A 21226-nucleotide genomic window follows, 5' to 3' on the forward strand; every position below is an offset into this window, starting at 1 on the left:
AAATGGCTCTATTCTTCTGCAATCTTCAGCCCATATTGCTCAAGTTGTTTATGAATCATTGGGCTATCTGCAATCCCTTGGCAATAACTAATTTCAAGGAAAATGCCATACATACTGTCCCAAGCGGATTTTAATTCATGAAGTAATTCTTTTTGCTCCTTAGTCGAGAATGTCTCTTCTAATTGCGAAAGGAGATTGCTAGAAACTGCTTCTGCATCACGGTATTCTGAATCAGCCATGACCTTTTGAAATGCTACTTGATGGACTCGCTCAACAAAGACAATATTTACAAAGGCTTTTTGAATAATATTGTTACTAGTCATAGGCCTCTCCTGTTTATGTAGGAATTATAGGTATCACGATTCTTGTAGATTTCTTGGACAACAATTTGCTTCGAAAAATAAACTTTCTCAAAGTCTGTCTTACCTCCTATTAGTTTTTCTACTTTGTAAACCTCGATATCCATTCAATTTCCTCCTATCATGGTTATATAACTAATATATTATATATAACCATGATACGAATTTAGGAATAAATTGTCAACAATAGGTTATACAACCTATAATACTTTATATAGAAAGGGTGATTGTATGGCCATCGATAAAAAGAAAAATACGCAAGTCTTAGTCACTTTTCCAAATGAGCTTTTAGAAAAAGTGGAGGATTTCCAATTTGCGAATCGCGTTCAAAACCGAAGTGAGGCTATTCGAGAATTGATTAGAAGGGGATTAGGGAAAAGCGGGAAAGGTCATTAGACTTTTGTGCACTTTTGGGAAAACAGAAATAGGGGCTTCGCTTTACTGATCTAGTTGATGGAGGCCAATGAATGTTTATAAGACCACAGTTTTCCCCATTCTGAATAGAACGGTACAGAAACCATTCATGTTTCTGTGCCGTTCTCATTATAATTTATCCCCACATTTATGGGCAGTAAGTCAAAGCTTTAGAGAGTACAGAGAAACGTAGGTGGGAGGATAAGCTGTCCGTAAAAAAATACATTTGAAAGAAGTACCTCGATATACGAAGTACGAAGCTTAATTTCCTCATAAATCATTTGGTTACTGCCAATCCATGAAGTTCACTAATAGAGATTTATCATACAATAAGTATGTTGTAAGAATCGTACACCATTCTGTCTAGAATGATGCTTGATAGTGTACGTTCGCCAATTTTTTTATTCCTTCCACGAGGTGGTGAAGCAGAAGTAACTGTTTCAACAGACCCTTCATAATAGGTTAATGACTTATCATGTTTCTTATTTCAAGAGGCGTAGATATACAGGCAAGTCCTAGACAAATTGCTTTGTCTAGGACCCGGTTGAGTTATTTGAGATGTTCTAACGCCTGAGAAAGATCGCTTATTAGATCTTCACTATCCTCAAGACCAATGGATACTCTAATTGTACCTAATGATATATTCATCGCTTTAAATTGGTCAGGTGTCAATTCTTTTAAATAACTAATAGCTGGGGCATAAACTAAACTTTCGTGACCACCCCAACTTACCCCAATTTTAAACAACTTTAAAGCATTCACGAACGATTTTATTTTTGTTAGATTATCACTCCTCAATTGAAATGCGAATAATCCAGAAAAGCCGCTCATTTGTTGTTTCGCTAATGTATGTTGTTCATGATTAGGTAATCCAGGATAATATACACGTTCGATCGCAGGATGTTTATTTAAATAATTTGCGATGATCATTGCATTGTTTTGATGTTCTTTCATTCTTATATTCAATGTACGTAAACTTCTTAAAATGAGCCACGCTTCGAACGGGGCCATTTTAGCACCTAACAATGCCGCTTCTTGATGAAAGATTTCATCAATATCTTTCTTTTTTCCTACAATAACCCCAGCAACGACATCACTATGGCCACCAAGATATTTAGAACATGAGTGAACCTCTAAGTCAATTCCGATATCCAAAGGTTTTTGAAAAATAGGTGTTGCCCAAGTATTATCAATGATTGTTTTGATATTATGTTTATTAGCTAGTTTTACTACTGCTTCAAGATCTTGAATGGAAAATATTGCACTAGATGGTGATTCTAAATAAATCAATGTAGTATTGGGTCGTATAGATTCTTCAAATTCTTTAATATCGTCGCCAGAAATAAATGTAGATTCTATATTACATTTTTCTTTTAAATAATGATTAATAAAGTTATTTGCGGGTCCATAGGCATTGTTGATCGTTATGATATGATCATTTGCTTTTGTAAAATGAAGAATGGCAGAAGATATTGCGCCCATTCCACTAGCGAACATCTTCGCTTTTTCGCCGTTACATAACATAGCAATTTTTTCTTCTACTAATGCAACGCCAGGGTTTTTCCCTCTCGTATAAATTGCGTTCTCTGTAGGATCATTAAATACATGATCAATGTCATCCCAATCCTCAAAAACAAATAATGAATTCTGGTAAATAGGTGGGACAACTGCCCCTTGATATTGATCATGTTCCTCACCATGGTGGATTAACATCGTTTGATTTCTCATAAGGTGTTATTCTCCTTTTTCAGCCGTTTTCCTTTTTTCATTATAGAAACAACCAATTCCCGTAAGCGCTAAAATAATAGCTATGACAAATCCATATAAAGAGACAAATTGGAATTTCCAATAATCAAGAGCGGAAACGCCTAATGCTCCGAACATAAATACTCCTGTGGTCGTCCAAGGAAGTAGATTTTCTATCATTGTTCCGTAATCTTCAATACTTCGCGACAATACTTTTCTAGGAATTTTAAATTTAGAATAAATTGGGCGAAAAGCCTCTGCGATAATATATGAAGTAGCAAACTGGTTAGATGTTAAAGCGTTTGTAAGACCTGTTGCAAATAAAGAACTGATAATTGCTTGCGGTCTTGACTTAATCCAAGCAAAACTTTTATTAATTATATTAGGGATCGCATCAATGCAATCTAATGTTCCGACAAATATAAATACCATAATTGAAATAATTACAGGCTCTACCATACTGTATAAGCCGCCTCTATTTAAAATCTCTGTTACGTCTTTATTAATCTCAACATCTGGAAAAACAAGGCTCGTATCAAATCCTGTGTTTAAAGCTGCAAGCATTTGCTCAAATGAGAATCCATGTAAGAATACCCCAATTAAGGCAGCGATAATAGAAGAAACAATTAATGTTGGTACAGTTGGTTTCTTGGTAAATGAACCATATAAAACGATAATGATCGGGATTAGTATAATAATAATTAGAAATAGATTACTGAAATTAAACAGACTTGAAAGTTCGTTTTTAAGAATAACGATGTCATTTAATTGCGCAGCATCACTATTGATCGATGTAGTAAAACCAATGATTGCATAGGTAATGGCCGCTAATATATAGGCTGGACCTGTTGTATTGATCATTGAGCGAATATGATCCATTAAAGGTACATCAGCTGCAAGTGCTGCAATATTTGTAGTGTCTGAAAGGGGTGACATTTTATCGCCAAAATATGCTCCGCCGACAACTGCCCCTGCAACAATGGCTAAATTTGCATCAATTGCTGCTGCAATCCCTAGTAATACAACCCCAATTGTTCCTGCACTACCCCAAGATGTACCAGTTAGGATACTAAATATGGAAGGGACGATGAAAGCAACTAGGTAAATATAATTTGGATTAATTAAATCTACACCATAATAAATTAACATGGGGATTGTACCTGAAAAAACCCATGAACCAACGATTAAGCCGATAGAAAAAAGGATCATTGCAGCGGGGACTAGCTTTGCCACTTTTTTGACAACTTCATTTTCGATCTCTTTCCATTTAAAGCCCATACTAAATAAATTAGCAATACTGATAATAGTCGCGAAAATAAACACTAATTCTAACGGCATTGCTTCTCCTGGTTCCTTAACTGTCGATACAGTACCACTGGAATCGGTAACTTCAGTCATAGTTGCAGTTAATTGTGGCATAATAATAACACCCACTAGTATGAGAAGAAACAAACTTATGATGGGTAAAGCACTCCGGAAGATTGATACCTCTTTCTTTGTTTTTAGCATCTAAATTTCTCCCTTCTAGTCAAATTCTTAGATAGTTTAAATGAAAAAGAATATGGAACTTTCTTTCAACTAAAAAGTTAATAAAGCCAGTTTATCCAGTAGTCAGAAAAATGTCAATCCAAGATGAATTTTGAAAATATATGGTAATTCTTCTTGAAGTTTCGATCGGAAAAAGGCATTGAGAGTGATCTTCCCAATGCCTTTTACGATTTTTACCCAAATGTTTCTTTAGCTTTGATTGAGAAACATTTGGGTTTTCTTGTTTGTTACATGAGTCACAGCTGCCCCCTAATAGAATAAAAGGGCGAAGTTTTTTGTAGCTAAATATTCGCGAAATTTTAAGGCTTCCTGCGCATGAAGTCATACAAAAGGAGAAGGTTTCAATATAGTTATTTTAGAAGCACGATTCAGAGAAGTAATTTGATGATTGGAAGAGCAAAACAATATACAGAGGACAATTGAAAAGGTATGAAAGACCTATACCTACAGTTGATATCTTTTTTGTGTAATAATCACCAGCAATATGCTGAGGGTGCCTTTTTAGTAGATTTTCCAGAATCCCCTTCCTATTACCTATCCCTATGGTGCAATTTACGATCGTTAGTAATAGAAATGGTATAATAAAGAAAAAAGGGGTAATTAAATCATGAAAGATAAGAAGCGTTATACTTTTACTGTATCGGACAATCCGCTCCCGCTTTTTATTGAAAGTATTGGTTATAATACGAAAGAACTTGATTTTGATAGACCCGAAGGTTATCCTTATTATCATTGGTTACAAACATATGCGGGGGAAGGCATCTTTCATTTTGCAGATCGAGAATTTCGATTGACCCCTGGAAAAGCTGTTTTTTTAACACCGTATACGCCACATTTTTATTATTCGGATCATAATGCGGACGTGCTATGGTCTACATGGTATATGACCTTTAGCGGTGCCGCCATCGATCAAATATTAAATGCTCTTAATATGAATTATTCAGCTATATATGAAGAAACGGACGCTTTCTCCTTTACTAGCATGCAAAAAGAAATGCTAGTAAAAATTGATGAGAGCGATCAATATTTAGAGTATGAATCATCATCAGATTTATACCATTTCTTGCTTATGTTAAAAAAATACGGAAAAACTAATAGTAAATTATCAATTTCTCAGTCATACAGGAAGATAAAACCAATTGTTGAATGGCTTGAATTAAACTATTCAAGGAATATTGGTTTGTTAGAAATATCAGAAAGGGCTAAAGTGAGTTCGCAACGTCTTAATACATTATTTCATGATGCGTTTGGCATTAGCCCGTACTCTTTTTTAGTTCAATTACGTATTCGCGAGGCAAAAAGACTTTTAATTACTGATACGACTTTGACTTTAGAGGAAATCACAAATTCAGTCGGATTTAATAGTGTCAGTCATTTTGTATCAACTTTTAAAAAAAGAGAAGGGATTACCCCTAGTGTCTATCGTAGTCTATATTGTTAAGTATTCTGTCAATCAAATCCATTTAGTAACAACTCTTTAGAAGGGATGAACGATTTTCCTTTTTAAAGAGTTATTTTTTTCTTCGGATTTCCATTAAATAGGGAAAACTCAGAGGAGAATCCCTATAAGTGCGTGTTCAAAAAGGAGGATAAAAAGGACCAAGTCGGCTAAAGGCGCTGACGTCCTGTCTGCAACACCGACACTAGTACATCCTGTACTTCGAAAGTTCGAGGCGGCGTAGTTTCGAGCCGCGGACTTGCACAGGATATGCTGACTTCTACGTTGCCCACAGGACGTGGGCGGTTTTAGTAGAAGTTCCTTATCCTAATACATGAGCATAAGTAAATCTTCCACGAATCCGCATCGCACGAAGGAAAAGTGGTTTTCTTTTCCAAGCAGCGGAGAAACAAGCCAACGAAGAAATTAGCACTGTCATTTTTACCGGAATTTTTGAACATTCTCTATAAAGGAAATAAGAAAAAAATGTTTGACAATAAGTATGTCAATTGAACTATTTGAAAGTTAAGGAGAATATTATTATATTTAAAACCATTTGTAAACGCTATATAATTATTTTAATTAATTTAACAAACATTATAAAAATTATAAGGGGGTTGTTCTAATTGTCTAAAAAAGTATATTGGAATGTGCTTTTGATCTTATTGTTATCTATCATGATGGTTGCGTGTGCACCGGTTCGTGAAGAGAACGGGAGCACAGCAAATAATCGGGAAGAGAGCGGGAACGGTAGTGCAGAAGTAGAAAAACCTGAAAAGCTAGTCGTTTGGGTGAATGATGAGGATATTGCTGAAGAGGCTGTCCAGAAACTAGCTGACAAATACACTGATAAGACAGGAATTGACATAGTTCTAGAAAGAGTGGCACAGCCCGATCAAGTTCAGGATTTAGCACTTGCAGGACCAGCGGGAGATGGACCAGACTTATTTTTCCAACCTCAAGATCGGTTAGGGGATATAGTGGCCCAAGGTTTGGCAGTTCCTTTTCAATATTCTGATGAAGAATTGAGTGGGTTTAGTCAAGCAGCCATTGATGCCTTTACTTATGAAGGTGAGATTTATGGTGCGCCTACAGCAATAGAAACCTATTTTGCCTATTATAATAAAAATATCATTGATACACCTCCGTCAACAATAGAAGAGGCCTTTGAAATGTCTAAAGAACTAACAAATGCTAGCAAGGATGAGTATGGATACTTAGTTTTACCGGAATTTTACTATTTATATTCATTTATTAATAGTTATGGCGGCTATGTTTTTGGCGAAGAAGATGGAATCTATGATCCTGAGGATATAGGGTTAAATAATGAGGGCGCAATAGAAGGATTAACAAAATATCAAGAATTTGTCAAAGAAGGCTTAATACCAAAAACTTTAACGATCGATGTTTTAGATGGACTTTTTACGGAAGGTAAAGTTGGAATGGTTGTAAGTGGTCCATGGAACTTACCTATTTACGGTGAAGCACTTGGTGATGATTTGGGGACTGCACCACTTCCGAAAATAAATGGAGAAGATGCGCCATCCTTTGTCGGAGTTAAGTCGTGGTTAATCTCCTACTACTCAGAGAATCCCGAATGGGCGGAAGATTTAGCCATGTTTTTAACAAGTGAGGAAAGTGCGCAAACGTATTATGAGGTAACTGGAGAGTTGCCACCACGAGATAAGTTACTTGATCAAATCAATGAACCTATTTACAAAGGATATACAGAACAAATTCAATATGCAGCACCAATGCCAAATATCCCTGAGATGTCAGCCATTTGGGAAATAGATGATGCGATTGAGCTGATTAGTAATGGCGAAGATGTCAAAGAGGTGTTGGATGATGCCGTTGATTTAATCGAAGAGAAAATGAATGTAATGGGAAACTAAGTTGATGGTGAAGAGATTCCTTTTCTCTTCACTCCTTATTATATTCCGGCTTGCGAGAATATTTACTTTATAAATTGAGGATAGAGGTAGAGGTAAATGTCGAATAAAATGAATTCAAATGAAAAGGCATCTATTTCAAATAAAAGGAAAAAGCCTGTTCCTAAAAAGGGACATAATCCTACTACTGCGTTAATATTATCCATTCTATTAGCTGGTTTGGGACAAATATATAATAAACGATACTTAAAAGGAATAGTGTTTATTGTTTTAGAAATTGCCTTTATTGTTTGTTTCGGAAACTTTATCAATTTAGGTTTGTGGGGAATAAGAACCCTTGGGACAATCCCTGGTGTTGACCACTCTATTTATTTACTTGTTTATGGAATCCTTTCGATTATTTTATTAGTATTTGCAGTAGCGTTCTATATATATAATGTGTTGGATGCGAAAAAGCAGGCTACACTTATTTCCCAAGGTCATGAAGCACCAAATCTAGGGGATGCTTTTAAAGCAAGCTATGATAAGTCATTTCCCTATTTTCTAACAGGACCCGGACTCATCTTGCTTATATTTACGGTTGTTTTTCCATTGTTATTTGCAATCACTCTATCTTTTACAAACTATGATTTATATCATTCTCCACCAAGAAAATTAGTAGAGTGGGTAGGATTTACTAATTTCAAAAATTTAGTGACCGTTCCTCTCTGGAAAAATACTTTTATCAGTGTTTTTTCATGGACGATTATTTGGACACTTGTGGCAACAACCTTACAAATAGTAGTCGGTCTATTCCTAGCTGTCCTTGTAAACGACAAAAGGGTTAAATTTAAAAAAATAATCCGAACAATATTGATTTTGCCATGGGCGGTTCCAGGATTCGTATCTATTTTAATTTTTTCTGCCATGTTTAATGATCAATTTGGAACGATCAATCGTGATCTCATTGTTCCACTGTTTGGAGGCAATGGAATCCCTTGGATGACTGATCCATTTTATACAAAAATTCTCCTCATTATGATTCAGACTTGGCTAGCTTATCCATTTTTATTTGCTTTATTTACTGGAATTCTGCAGAGTGTTTCAAATGAATGGTACGAGGCGGCAGATGTAGATGGGGCAACTCGTTGGCAAAAATTCAGACATATTACGTTACCCCATATTTTATTTGCAACGGCACCGATGTTAATTGTTCAATATACAACGAATTTTAATAATTTTAATGTGATTTATTTGCTTAATGGAGGGGGACCAGCCATAAAGGGGCAAAATGCTGGTGGAACAGATATCCTCATATCCTGGGTCTATAAGTTAACATTTGATACAAATAATTACAGTATGGCAGCTGCCATCTCATTGATTATTGGAATTATCGTTTCGGTTTTTGCTATATTTCAATTTCGTAAAACGAGTTCATTTAAAGAAGAGGGGAATATTTGATGAATTCAAAAATTAAGTCTGGTATAGAGTTGGCAGGTATATATGCAATTTTTGCTTTTATGGCTGTTATTATCATTTACCCTATTCTATGGGCGATTGGGATCTCTCTAAACTCCGGTACAAGTTTGTATTCTTCCACGATCATTCCAGAAAATTGGTCGCTTGTTCACTATAAATGGTTATTCACAGATCCTAAAAGTAATTACCTTTTATGGTATAAGAATAGCATGATTGTTTCAGGTCTATCGGCACTTATTTCGGTGGGGATAACCTCTTTAGTTGCTTATGCCTTTTCTAGGTATAAATTTGTAGGTCGAAAAACAGGGTTATATACGTTTTTAATATTGCAAATGTTCCCGGTCATCATGGCGATGGTAGCTTTATATATTCTCTTAAATTTAGTAGGATTATTGAATACGTTAACGGGTTTAATCCTTATTTATGTTGGTGGTCAAATCCCTTTTAACGCGTGGCTTGTCAAGGGTTACTTAGATACGATTCCAAGGGAACTAGATGAAGCTGGCAGGATGGATGGCGCGGGACATTTGACCGTGTTTGTAAAAATCATCTTACCTCTTGCAAAGCCTATACTTGGAGTGGTTGCATTATTTAATTTTATGGGACCATTATTTGATTTTATCCTTCCATCGATCATATTGAGAAGTCCAGAAAAATATACACTGGCGGTTGGATTATTTAACTTTGTTAATGATAAATTTTCTAATAACTTTACTCGATTTTCAGCAGGTGCCTTGTTAATTGCCATTCCAGTTTCTCTTGTCTATTTATATTCACAGAGATCATTAATTTCAGGTTTAACTGGCGGTGGGACGAAGGGCTAGAAAAGTATCCATATTTATGGAACTTAGTAAAATAGTGAAAAAGGAATGACACGATGTTAAAAAAATATAAACCAATTAATCAAAAAGTATCCAATCTCTTACATGGTGCTGATTATTTCCCGGAACAATGGATACATCAGCCGGAGATTTTAGATGAAGATATTCGTTTAATGAAACTTGCAAATTGTAATGTGATGTCCATAGGGATGTTTGCATGGAGCAAACTTGAGCCAGAAGAAGGTGTATTTACTTTTGGATGGCTTGATAATGTACTAGATAAATTTGCGAAAAATGGTATTTTTGCTTTTCTAGCCACCCCAAGTGGTGCAAGACCGACATGGATGTCAGAGAAATATCCGGAGGTATTACGTGTAGGAGCGAATAGAGTACGTAATTTACATGGTGCCAGGCATAATCATTGCTTTACCTCACCAGTCTATCGTGAAAAAGTAACAATAATAAATCAACAATTAGCGAAAAGATATGCACATCATCCAGCCGTCATTGGATGGCATGTTTCCAATGAATATGGTGGAGATTGCCATTGTGACTATTGTCAGAACGCCTTCCGATCTTGGGTAAAGAATAAATACAAAACATTGGACGATTTAAATTATGCTTGGTGGTCAACCTTTTGGAGCCATACCATTACAAGTTGGTCACAGGTTGAATCACCTTCTCCACATGGAGAATCAGCTGTGCACGCGATGAACTTGGATTGGCAACGCTTTGTGACAGATCAGACGATCGACTTTTATAAACATGAAACTAAACCCCTGAAAAAGGAAAATGCTGAACTCCCAACGTTTACTAATTTTATGGAAACAAGTGAATTCTCCGGATTAAATTATGCTAAATTTGCGAAGGAATTAGACTTTGTTTCATGGGATTCTTATCCGAAGTGGCATGATCAAGATGACGATAGCCAGTTAGCTGCATGGATTGGATTTAATCATGATCGTTTCCGATCCTTAAAGGATGGACAACCATTTTTGTTAATGGAAAGTACGCCTAGTTTAACGAATTGGCAACCTATTAGTAAGTTAAAACGGCCAGGGATGCATTATTTATCATCCATGCAAGCTATTGCCCATGGTTCAGATTCAGTCCAATACTTTCAATGGCGAAAAAGTCGTGGATCAAGTGAAAAATTTCATGGTGCTGTTGTGGATCATTCAGGATATGAAAACACGAGAGTATTTAAGGAAGTGAGGAATCTAGGTGAATCACTCGAAAGATCAAGCGGTGTAGTTGGCACGAGGATTGATGCAGAAGTTGCGATTATATTTGACACTGAAAATCGCTGGGCGATCAAAGATGCACAAGGACCACGTAATCAAGGTATCGGTTATGAAAAGACCGTAGGCCAGCATTATAAAGCATTTTGGGATCAAGGTGTTCCAGTTGATGTGATCGATATGGATGCAGACCTATTAAAATATAAACTTGTTGTTGCTCCGATGCTATATATGGTCCGATCTGGGGTTGGTGAGAAGATAGAAGAATTTGTACGCGAAGGTGGTACTTTTGTTGGAACATACTGGTCAGGAATCGTTGATGAAAATGATTTAGTTTTTCTAGGTGGATTCCCGGGACCTCTTCGTAAGACATTAGGTATTTGGTCAGAGGAAATCGATGCTTTACATGATGGACAAATAAATTCCATTAAAACAGATCCGAATAACCATTTAGGACTTTTTGGTGAATATGAAGCACATGAATTATGCGATATTATTCATCTTGAAGGAGCTGATGCACTCGCCTACTATCAAGAAGATTTCTATAAAGGCCATCCTGCTTTAACGGTAAATCAACTTGGCAAAGGAAAAGCCTATTATATTTCTTCTAGAAATAAAGGGAATTTTCATTTAGATTTTTTTACTAAACTAGTAGATGAATCAGGAGTCAGAAAAGTGATAGAAACACAACTTCCTGAAGGAGTAACAGCACAAAAGCGAACAGATGGGGAGCATGATTATATTTATCTATTTAACTTTAGCAGGGAAGCGAAAGAAGTGGAATTGACAGATGCGGAATACACGAATTTACTGAATGGAAGATCCGTACCTAAGAAGGTTGTTTTAGAAAAATTTGCTGTGAGATTGTTAAAACGTAAAGCAAAATAACAAGTATGATCTAGATACTGATATGCTTTTTTAGGGGCATTGACGGAATGATCGTTATAAGTAGCAACGAAAAGGGGACTGGATAACGGTGACAGATACATTTGTAAAAGGCGCAGATATTTCTATCATCCATGAATTAGAGGAATTAGGTGGAAAGTTTTATTATCAAAAGAAAGAAAGGGACCTATTTGAAATTCTAAAAATAAATGGGATTAATACCATCCGCTTACGTATATGGGTGGATCCTTATGATGAAGAAAAAAACCCTTATTTGGGTGGGACGAATGATCTGAGAACAACACTTGATTTAGCGAAAAGGGCAAAAGCGAATGGTATGCAATGGATGATTAATTTTCATTATAGTGATTTTTGGGCGGATCCTAAAAAACAAATGAAGCCTAAAGCTTGGGATGGATTGAGTGGCAAGCAATTAGAAGACGAAGTATATCAATATACAAGACAAGTCCTTGAAATATGTGCAGAACAGGATGTCATTCCGGAATTTATTCAAATTGGGAATGAAATAACAAATGGGATGTTATGGCCGGATGGAAAAACGCCAATGTTCAAATTTGAGGAACGCAGGTTTGAAGATGTCGAAGAAGAAGTCAGGGAAAAATCTTATAATCAGTTAGCCCGTTTGTTGAAAGCAGGAATTCGAGCAGTCAAGGAAGTGCGCATGCCTCAATCCTCCAAGATCATTTTGCATCTGGATTTTGGTGGGGCAAATGAACTTTACCGTACCTGGTTTGATGAAATAACCCGGAGGGATGTAGATTTTGATATTATTGGCTTATCTTATTATCCCTTCTGGCACGGCAGTTTAGATGAATTGGAATTTAATTTAAATGATATAAGTGCTCGATATAACAAAGAAGTGCTCATTGTAGAAACAGCATATGGATTTACCGAGGAAGACCCTTTAGGAAGCTGTATTTTCACTAAGGATCTTGCAGATATAGGAGGGTACCCTGCTACAGTCGAAGGGCAAAAAAGTTTTTTACGAGACCTGATGAAAATTGTTCAACAAACCGAAAATCATAAAGGAAAAGGGATTGTCTATTGGGAACCCTCCTGGCTTCCTTTGAAAAATACGACCTGGGCTAGTTATGAAGGCATGAAATATGGCAATGATGTGGCCCCAACGGGAAATCATTGGGCCAATCAGGGATTGTTTGATTTTAAAGGAAATACTTTAGATTCCTTGAATGTGTTTAGGGAGTTTTAGAAATAAATTCACCTTATTTCAAGCTTTAACGGTAGTGAGATTAGGGCGGTTCAGTGATCAAAATGAACCGCTTTAGTTAGTGTAGGGAGAATTACCTTTTGCATGATCGTTTGTTTCCCAATCTATTATTCCTCCAAGAGCTATTTCATTCTATCTCATCAGTCCTAAACATCAAAAATTTCACCTTATGCGTGGTGGATGATCGGGGGCATCCAAATGTTTAATCCATATTCCTTTATCTCTTTCATTAGACTTTTTAGGAAGCCATCTCTGTCTTCACTTATAACAAGGGTACTCTACCGTACTCTTGTGCATTAGGAAATTCACCAAGAAAATACAAAAAAACAATCTCATTAAGGGATAAAATACTTAAACAAATCAAACGCACGAATACGAGTGTCCATTTATCTTGGAATAAACGCATAATCAAATTTAATATTTTGATTAATTCCCTTCAAGATAGCTTGATTTTATCTTCTACTTTGTCAATAGCTGCTGAATCCATCCGCTTAGGGTCGCTTTGTCAACAAATGGTGCCAATTGCGCAATCGTTTCAGGTCCCATATTACCGATTTTTCTTGTATTCATAAGTTGTTTCAGAGAGTTTCTCCCAAGAAAAGGGGCTAGCGAGACGAGGAAGCTTGCGTCTAATTGGTCATCCACTCTCTGATCTACTAAGTTTATTAACTTTTCGCCACTGCAGAAAGGAGCCAGTCGCATGATTGTTCCAGGGTCAATATCTTCGTCGAGTGCTTGCTCAATTAATTCATCCATTGTTTCCTTCCCAATAAATGGTGCTAGTTGTGCAATGGATTTCAAATTCATTTCTTTTTTATTCGCTTTCTCAATTAACACCTTCAATCCATTTCTACTCATGAACGGGGCAAGTTTCTGAACAAACTCCATATCGACGCCGTCTTCCGTTACTCCTGCAACCAATCCATCCAACAATTCAGTCTCTACAAATGGAGCCAACCGTAATATCAAGTCCTGATTAAATAACTGTTTATCTACTCGTGCTGTCATCTCTGTCAATTCACTTGCTTTCAATAAAGGGGCTACTTCAATCAAACCTTCCATATCCACTTCTCCCTCATTTATCATATCAGCAACGTCCTCTTGACGATTTTCAGTAAACCCTGTCATGATGTGACCAACATGTTGGATATATGTCGAGCTGTCCTTCGTTGCTCCCCCATTTATTATATCTTCGATGGATACCCCAAACGTTTGCCCAATCGTCATCAACGTTCCAATATCCGGCAACGAATCACCACGCTCCCATTTTGACACGGCTTGGTGACTCACACTTAACCGATCTGCTAGCTCCATTTGTGTCCAATCCCTTTCCTTCCTCATCTTTGAGATATAGCTTCCAATCATACTTGTATCTAACATCCAAACTACCTCCCCAATAAGTTTCAATGCGCATTGTTAATGAAAGAGTAGCATATTGCGTCCCTGATGCCTATCAACTATTAGTTGAATTCGGAATTCTACTATTGGTAGAATGTATCAACTTGGAATTTATTCGAAAGTTGCTATGTAAGTTGTTTTTTAGCTAAGTGCAAAAACCCCTGATCCGCCAGCGAAAACGGCTAGTTGTGACATAATAGGTATATATCAAGTTCCGGGAAGCACGTATTACAGTCGTACCAAGAATGTCGCTCAATAGTTTTGTTCGGCAGAAGTGGTGGATAATACAGGGTATCGCGATCTGGAGGGGTAGTTATAATGGTAAAATTTATATGATATTCTAGCAATTTTTGAGCACTGTTAGGTCATCGTTCATATATAAAATTAAAAAGCTTTGTATCTAATGTATGCAGTTTATTTTTATTAGTCTATTATTAGATTATACTGAAAGCCTTTGCGTGTACACACATAGATTAATGGAGATTTTTGTTGAATATCCCTGCGCTGTTATTTAACGGAACCAAAACATTGGAGATGAGTTTTAAATGAATACAAATCAAGTTGCATTTAGAGAAGCCAAACTACAAGATCTCGACAGGATTGTATATATGCTTTCAGATGATGTGTTGGGAAACAAAAGAGAGCGTTACCAACAGCCTTTGCCAGAAAGCTACATACAAGCATTTCAATCAATTCATTCTGACCCAAACAATGAATTGATTGTGGCGTGTTATGGTGAAGAGATAGTAGGTGTTTTACAGATTACATTTACTCCATACATTACCTATCAAGGGGGGTGGAGAGCCACCATCGAAGGTGTTCGTACTGCAACTTTAGAACGTGGCAAAGGTATAGGGTCTATGTTAATTCGATGGACAATTCAACGTGCCAAAGAGCGTGGATGTCATATCATTCAACTAACAACAGATAAAAAGAGACCCGAAGCACTTTATTTCTATGAAAAGTTAGGTTTTAAGGCATCGCATGAGGGATTAAAATTACACCTTTAGATGGTATGGGGATTGAACTAACGAGCAACTCTAACACGACAACGAATATAAGCTAAAAGCTAAAACTATGATGAATTTATGCAATACTTGTACATTTAGGCTTTCTTAATTCATAAAATATCCTGCCATCTTTGTTTGCCAAATATAGAATGTCACAGAAATCATTCATGTTTCTGTGACATTTCCATTTCAATCATCATCAGGCCGAAACATCAAGAATTTCACTTTTTTCTTGGTGGATGGTCGAGTAGTCGTCCAAATGTCCAATCCATGTTCTTCTATCTCTTCCATTAAGTTTTTTAGGGCGCCAGCTACGGCCCTGTTTAAGATAGGATGTTTCCCACAGCCGTCAATGCTTTCCTCTTCCCAATAATAATAACTTGCAAATGCCTCATAATGATTCTCATATTGCGTGTACAAGACTTGAACGCGTAAGTTTTTATGCGTAGTCCAGAACGTTCCTCCATCCTTTGGTAGGGGATGCATGCTATCACTCTCCCATTTTCATAGTTGCAACTTTCCGTTTAAGCACAAAATTCACCTGAAAAAAATTTAACCAAGAACCCTCTCCTAAGAAAAAATCTCAGGAAAGGAAGCAATCTGTTTTATATGTCAAACTATGATAACGCATACAATTCACATCTACTGGTTAAGCCTAAAAGCTTCTTTCTACTCTTGAAGCAAATTTAATTTTGTAAAAAGAATATCTTTTGCTTTCCCTTTTTTTCGTTATTTGGCTTCTGGCCAACCTCTGCAAAATAATAATATGGATGTTGGTATTCTTTGATGATGTGGGTGTTGGTCTCGATGGGGGTATCTTCGTCTATTTCTTGAAATCGATCATGATGTATCTTCTCGAGGGTTCTTGCTTTATTTAACTTCCTTTCATAGGCTCTGAGGCTAAGTTCTAAGGTAATGGTATATTTTTTACCGATGTCCAAGCTCGTTTCCTTCTTATTTTCCGCCTTGTAACGGTCTACATGATTGGCGGAGAGCCAAATATTATGTTCCCTTTCTTTCGAATAAATGGGGAACCAGTAAATACGATCATAGACTTTTACAGGGGGCATATTGATATTGCCTAAGGCCTGCCTGCTTGCCTGTGAAGCACCTTCTAGATCATGTCCATAATAAAGCAGGCTATCTTGCATAATTTGTAATGGACTTTTCCGTACTGCAAAATAATCATTTTCTTCTACGACCTGTGTCATCAAATATCCATAGTTATCGATCAATGGCAATAAACCAGCTGTGAAAGACTTAATGATATAGTTCTCACGCACTTCTCCACTTTTATTAACTTCACATCGATTGATCACTTTCACTCTCCCTTAAGTTGGAATTACGGTATTTATAAATACCTATGTCTATTATCCTATAAAAAGATGGGAATTCCAAATAATTTGATTTCTAGTTTTATACCTTATTTGAAAACTTGCGTGCAGGCCAATCACAACTGCAGTCGGGATTGCGCAACTTTCCTTGTCCATTGCGTCATTCCCTCAGTGAATTGCGCTACTACCTAGGTTTTCTTGCCCACGTCGCGTAGCACGTATCGTGCATTGATTGTCATAGTCGAATGGGCCGGTGTTTGCTTGGCTCTCTATCATCTTTTTTTAAAAGAAATTGCTTGAAAGTGATTTTTTATAGATAGGATAAATTTCCCTTATTGAAATGGCAAAAAAGAGCTCAATGTTAAAGCAAATTGGCAAAAACCAATCCTATTTTTGAAAAAAGAACCATTAGCTTTGAAAAGATCTTTTTCCTAAGGTAGAGAGACCCGGGAATAAACAGAAAGCGCGCTTTCCAAAAGGAACGACAAATGGAAAGTTTTAGTGAAATTGTTGAGAACTATCAACCGATGATTTACCATGTGATGAAATCTTTAGCGATTTATAAAAACCAGGATGAATTTTTTCAAATAGGCTTGATTGCCTTATGGGATGCTCACCAACGATTTGATCATGAAAAGGGGGGATTCTCTTCCTACGCCTACTCCTACATAAAAGGGCGCATGATGACCAACCTCACAAAGCACAGACAAAACGAAGAACGAAACGTCTATCCAGATGACGGATTTTGGGAAAACACAATGGAAGAAGAGGTACAATGGCTTGAACGAGAACACCTGCAAAATTACTGCATCGGCCTCTCCGACAAACAAACCCAATGGGTCATCGACACCTTTTACAAAGGCATGACCACCCGCGACATCGCCGAAAAAGAACAACTCTCCTTCTCTGCCATCAAAAAACGCAAGGCTGTCACCTTGGCGAAAATACGAGAGAATATTGAGAGAGGGGTGGTGTGATTTGGGGACGTGATTTGGGGACAGTCCCCCATCCAGATACAGCGTTAATGTAGTAAAAAAATCCGTTTTTGGATGTGGCCGACAGTCCCGTAGAGATGATACCCGTTATGCAATAAATTAGCAGAACGGGACCCAGAAAATATTTGTCATAGAGGACCATTCTTCATTGTTTTTTATACATCATTAAGATAAAGTTAAATTAATAATTTGTTCGGATGGATGTGGCTTTTTCGGAGGAATTTGAAAAACAATTTGTTGATAAGTTCTCAACTTCAACTACAAGAAATGCAATTTACAAAGGTTTTAAAGAATGGTTCAAATTGCTAATGCAAATCTTATCACCAAGGTACGTTTGGTTAGGCGGAAGCTATTTAGCAACCAGGTAGAGCCAAACGACATTGATTTAGGCGTTTTTTACAGGCTGGAGGATATTGTGGAACTTGGAGAAGATGAAACTAAAAAGTTAGGCAATCTCCTCAATCAATTATCGGTAGAGTACGATTGTGATACGTATTTTTGTAATACATTAGACCATCTACCACCGAATGCTATTACGGAAAATTTCAACTGCCAAGAGAAAATAATGCAAAACTACTGGATGGGTCAATTTTGTTTTGATCGTAGTAGAAACCCCAAAGGGACGTAGAATTTACTAAAGAAGTGTTAGACACATTGTTAGAGGTTTTGAAATGATATCTCCTCAAGATAAAGCTAATGGAAAATTGTAGGAAACTGAGACGGCTATTAAGGTTATCAATGAAATCTTTAATAATTAATCTATTAAAAGGGTGGTATGAAAATGATTAATGATCATATTCCAAGAAATGAATATCCGAGGCCGCAAATGGTCAGAAAAGACTGGATAAATTTAAATGGAGAATGGGAATTTGAGATTGATGCGGGTGATAGTGGAAAGGAACGCAAGCTTTATAATATGAAACACCTGTCACAGAAAATAGTAGTTCCTTTTTGCCCAGAAAGTAAATTATCTCGAATTGAAAATAAGGATTTTATGAATGCTGTATGGTATAAAAGGGAATTTTCTATCCCTAGTAACTGGAGAGATAAAAAAATAATCCTTCATTTTGGGGCAGTGGATTATGAAACGGAAGTGTGGATTAACGGGCTTTCCGTGGGGACACATGTTGGTGGGTATACACCGTTTACATTTGATATAACAGAAACATTAAATGTAAACGGTGGTAATACAGTGACCGTTTATGCAAAGGATGATATAAAAAGTCGATTGCAGCCTTGTGGTAAGCAGGCTACCGAATATCAATCGAATAAATGTAGATATACTAGAACGACGGGTATTTGGCAAACGGTTTGGCTTGAGGCTGTTCCATTAAGTTCGATTGACACATTTAAGGTTACTTCGGACATCGATAATAACCGTGTTACTATTGATACCAGTTTTCAGGGAGATACTTTAGGGTATTCTTTTAAAGCGCTCTCAAGTTATGAAGGTAGAGTTATGGGCGAAACTGAGTTGTTGTTATCTTATAAAAAGAATATTATAGCATCGATTGATTTATCCGAATTATATCTATGGGAACCTGGGGACGGAAAATTGTATGATTTACAACTTTTCTTATTACGAGACAATGAAGTGATAGATGAAGTGACAAGCTACTTTGGAATGAGAGAAATAGCGATTAACAAGCAAAAGGTGCTTATAAACGGTAAATCGGTATTCCAAAGGTTAGTGCTAGATCAGGGCTATTATCCCGATGGTGTTTATACAGCTCCTACAGAAGCTGATTTAAAAAAAGATATAGAATTGGCTATAGAGTTAGGGTTCAATGGTGCGAGATTACATGAAAAAGTTTTTGAACCCCGGTATCTATATTGGGCAGATCGGCTAGGATTCATGGTTTGGGGGGAATATGCGGACTGGGGATGTGATTTTAGTAACTTAGATGCTTTCGCAAGATTTCTTCCTGAATGGTTAGAGTCGGTTGATCGAGATTTTAATCATCCGTCAATTGTGGGATGGTGCCCTTTAAATGAAATTCAAGGTGCAAAATTTAAAACGGAGAGTGGAGACTCTGTATTATTACCTGATCAAAACGATCATGTCGTTAGAATGATTTATCGATCAACTAAACGTATGGATAACACACGACCTGTGATTGATGTTAGCGGATTTTTCCACGTTGAAACGGATATCTTTGATGCCCATTTGTACGATCAAGATCCTGAATCTTTTGCCGAAAAGTTTGAAGACTTCAAACATGGCGGGAAGCCATATATTAGTTTTAATTATTCGGATGAGAAACAGAAATATGAAGGTCAACCCTATATGCTTAGCGAGTATGGTGGGATTTTTTGGGCACCTGGTGAGACCTTGGAACTTGAAGACTGGGAAGTTGGGAAACCTAAGACAAAAGAAGAGTTTATGTATCGTTATGAAGGGATTACAAAAGCTTTATTGGAACATCCTAATATTTTTGGTTTCTGTTATACACAACTTTACGATATTGAACAAGAGAAGAATGGTTTATACACTTACGATCGTCGCTTGAAATTTGATAAGGAAGCTATTAAAAGAATCAATAGTGGAAAAGCGGCTATTGAAGATAATACAGATGCAAACAAATGAAGCCTCTAGTCAACAATATGAGAGGTTAGGGCTTATTGAAGTAGATTAAATTGGCTACTAGTCAGGATGAAATAAACAAATCAGATCTTGTTAAAATAAATAGACCGTCACAGAATTCATTTGCAGTTCTGTGACGGTCTATTTCAATCGCGATCGCCTGGTTTAAACATCAAAATTCATTTGCTTTAGTTTGATTTATTCTGCCTTAATTTTACTGCTTCTTCTTCCGTTATATCCGACAGGTGCTCCAATTAAAGGAGGGGACTTATAAAAATCTGCTAATAAATATAGGGGTTCCCCAGTTTGTTTTGTTTCATTTAATGTCAACGGAACTTCTTATCCGTTTTTCTGAAACAAAAAAGTCTTAAGTCAATTACTCACCTGAATCGTATTTGCGCATCCTCGCTTTTTCGACAATCCACTCAAAATGATCGTTCAATTCCTTAACATCTTCTTTAGAGAGGATCGCCCATTTTTTGGACTGCAAAAAATAAGCCGATTTTATTCCTTTATTTGCAAGGTCGTTTGTAATGTCTTTTACTGTTTTTTCATTTTGAGTCAAGTTACTATCTTCTTTATATTCTGTTCCACGAATCAGGAAATCAAGGGAGACATCGAAAATATCCGCTAGTTTTATGAGTGCTTCAAATGAAGGACGTCTTTCCCCTCTTTCGTAAGATCCATACACATTATCTGTAAAACCTAGCTTATGACTCATTTCCTTTTTTGAATAGCCCTTCTTATCACGAAGATTTTCTAGTCGCTGTTCAAAGCTCTCCATCCTGAACACCTCTCTTCATTTGGCAAAAACTTAACACAGTCTGTGTGTTTGTATTTATAAAACACACGAA

Annotated in this window: 18 protein-coding genes and 1 pseudogene; 11 read left to right on the forward strand and 8 right to left on the reverse strand. The window is 36.7% G+C overall.

The window, feature by feature from the left end; translation table 11 throughout:
* Positions 1–8: 8 nt before the first annotated feature.
* Both IPU53_RS08785 and IPU53_RS08790 read right to left on the reverse strand, forming a co-directional pair.
* Complete coding sequence (locus IPU53_RS08785) at positions 9–323, reverse strand: hypothetical protein (protein ID WP_207449931.1); 315 nt, start codon at positions 321–323, stop codon at positions 9–11.
* A complete protein-coding gene (locus IPU53_RS08790) occupies positions 320–466 on the reverse strand; it encodes a hypothetical protein (protein WP_207449932.1) in 147 nt (48 codons plus the stop codon). The genes IPU53_RS08785 and IPU53_RS08790 overlap by 4 nt, the downstream gene beginning before the upstream one ends.
* A 124-nt stretch (positions 467–590) precedes the next feature.
* Here IPU53_RS08790 and IPU53_RS08795 point away from each other — a divergent pair, with 124 nt between their 5' ends.
* Positions 591–755, forward strand: coding sequence for a ribbon-helix-helix domain-containing protein (locus IPU53_RS08795; RefSeq protein WP_207449933.1), 165 nt, complete (start codon positions 591–593; stop codon positions 753–755).
* A 567-nt stretch (positions 756–1322) separates the two neighbouring features.
* Here the strand turns inward: IPU53_RS08795 and IPU53_RS08800 are convergent.
* Together IPU53_RS08800 and nhaC are read right to left on the reverse strand one after the other, a co-directional pair.
* Complete coding sequence (locus tag IPU53_RS08800) at positions 1323–2501, reverse strand: trans-sulfuration enzyme family protein (RefSeq protein ID WP_207449934.1); 1179 nt, start codon at positions 2499–2501, stop codon at positions 1323–1325.
* A 6-nt stretch (positions 2502–2507) separates the two neighbouring features.
* Positions 2508–4028 carry a Na+/H+ antiporter NhaC gene (gene nhaC, locus IPU53_RS08805; protein WP_207449935.1) on the reverse strand — a complete coding sequence of 507 codons (1521 nt, stop codon included), beginning with the start codon at positions 4026–4028 and terminating at the stop codon, positions 2508–2510.
* Positions 4029–4674: 646 nt separating this feature from the next.
* Between nhaC and IPU53_RS08810 the strand changes: the two genes are divergently transcribed.
* The 6 genes from IPU53_RS08810 (at position 4675) to IPU53_RS08835 (ending at position 13033) form a co-directional block, all read left to right on the forward strand.
* The gene (locus tag IPU53_RS08810; RefSeq protein WP_207449936.1) at positions 4675–5508 is read left to right on the forward strand and encodes an AraC family transcriptional regulator; all 834 of its coding nucleotides are present in this window, start codon (positions 4675–4677) and stop codon (positions 5506–5508) included.
* A gap of 623 nt (positions 5509–6131) precedes the next feature.
* Positions 6132–7400: a sugar ABC transporter substrate-binding protein gene (locus tag IPU53_RS08815; protein ID WP_242698167.1), complete on the forward strand. Its 1269-nt coding sequence runs from the start codon at positions 6132–6134 to the stop codon at positions 7398–7400.
* Positions 7401–7508: 108 nt separating this feature from the next.
* Positions 7509–8837: a carbohydrate ABC transporter permease gene (locus IPU53_RS08820; protein ID WP_396019934.1), complete on the forward strand. Its 1329-nt coding sequence runs from the start codon at positions 7509–7511 to the stop codon at positions 8835–8837.
* Complete coding sequence (locus IPU53_RS08825) at positions 8837–9679, forward strand: sugar ABC transporter permease (protein WP_207449940.1); 843 nt, start codon at positions 8837–8839, stop codon at positions 9677–9679. The genes IPU53_RS08820 and IPU53_RS08825 overlap by 1 nt, the downstream gene beginning before the upstream one ends.
* 53 nt (positions 9680–9732) lie before the next feature.
* Positions 9733–11805 carry a beta-galactosidase gene (locus IPU53_RS08830; RefSeq protein ID WP_207449942.1) on the forward strand — a complete coding sequence of 691 codons (2073 nt, stop codon included), beginning with the start codon at positions 9733–9735 and terminating at the stop codon, positions 11803–11805.
* An 88-nt stretch (positions 11806–11893) separates the two neighbouring features.
* Complete coding sequence (locus tag IPU53_RS08835; RefSeq protein WP_313886466.1) at positions 11894–13033, forward strand: glycoside hydrolase family 53 protein; 1140 nt, start codon at positions 11894–11896, stop codon at positions 13031–13033.
* Between the two features lie 477 nt (positions 13034–13510).
* On the opposite strand, the gene IPU53_RS08840 is transcribed toward IPU53_RS08835, so the two are convergent.
* Complete coding sequence (locus IPU53_RS08840) at positions 13511–14431, reverse strand: helix-turn-helix domain-containing protein (protein ID WP_207449944.1); 921 nt, start codon at positions 14429–14431, stop codon at positions 13511–13513.
* Between the two features lie 563 nt (positions 14432–14994).
* Between IPU53_RS08840 and IPU53_RS08845 the strand changes: the two genes are divergently transcribed.
* The gene (locus IPU53_RS08845; protein WP_207449946.1) at positions 14995–15459 is read left to right on the forward strand and encodes a GNAT family N-acetyltransferase; all 465 of its coding nucleotides are present in this window, start codon (positions 14995–14997) and stop codon (positions 15457–15459) included.
* Between the two features lie 189 nt (positions 15460–15648).
* Here the strand turns inward: IPU53_RS08845 and IPU53_RS08850 are convergent, their stop codons facing one another.
* Positions 15649–15945 carry a hypothetical protein gene (locus IPU53_RS08850; RefSeq protein WP_207449948.1) on the reverse strand — a complete coding sequence of 99 codons (297 nt, stop codon included), beginning with the start codon at positions 15943–15945 and terminating at the stop codon, positions 15649–15651.
* A 200-nt stretch (positions 15946–16145) separates the two neighbouring features.
* A complete protein-coding gene (locus tag IPU53_RS08855) occupies positions 16146–16778 on the reverse strand; it encodes a competence protein ComK (RefSeq protein ID WP_207449950.1) in 633 nt (210 codons plus the stop codon).
* Positions 16779–17281: 503 nt separating this feature from the next.
* Here IPU53_RS08855 and IPU53_RS08860 point away from each other — a divergent pair.
* From IPU53_RS08860 to IPU53_RS08870, 3 genes and pseudogenes are all read left to right on the forward strand, one after another.
* The gene (locus IPU53_RS08860; protein ID WP_207449952.1) at positions 17282–17770 is read left to right on the forward strand and encodes a sigma-70 family RNA polymerase sigma factor; all 489 of its coding nucleotides are present in this window, start codon (positions 17282–17284) and stop codon (positions 17768–17770) included.
* Between the two features lie 215 nt (positions 17771–17985).
* Positions 17986–18416: pseudogene (locus IPU53_RS08865) on the forward strand (DUF6932 family protein).
* A 153-nt stretch (positions 18417–18569) separates the two neighbouring features.
* Positions 18570–20375: a glycoside hydrolase family 2 protein gene (locus tag IPU53_RS08870; RefSeq protein ID WP_242698168.1), complete on the forward strand. Its 1806-nt coding sequence runs from the start codon at positions 18570–18572 to the stop codon at positions 20373–20375.
* A 373-nt stretch (positions 20376–20748) separates the two neighbouring features.
* On the opposite strand, the gene IPU53_RS08875 is transcribed toward IPU53_RS08870, so the two are convergent.
* On the reverse strand, positions 20749–21156 hold the full coding sequence (locus tag IPU53_RS08875) for a helix-turn-helix domain-containing protein (RefSeq protein WP_207449958.1): 408 nt from the start codon (positions 21154–21156) through the stop codon (positions 20749–20751).
* Positions 21157–21226 lie beyond the last annotated feature (70 nt).

This window comes from Bacillus sp. SD088 (assembly GCF_017355205.1).
Lineage (GTDB): Bacteria > Bacillota > Bacilli > Bacillales > Bacillaceae_C > Lederbergia.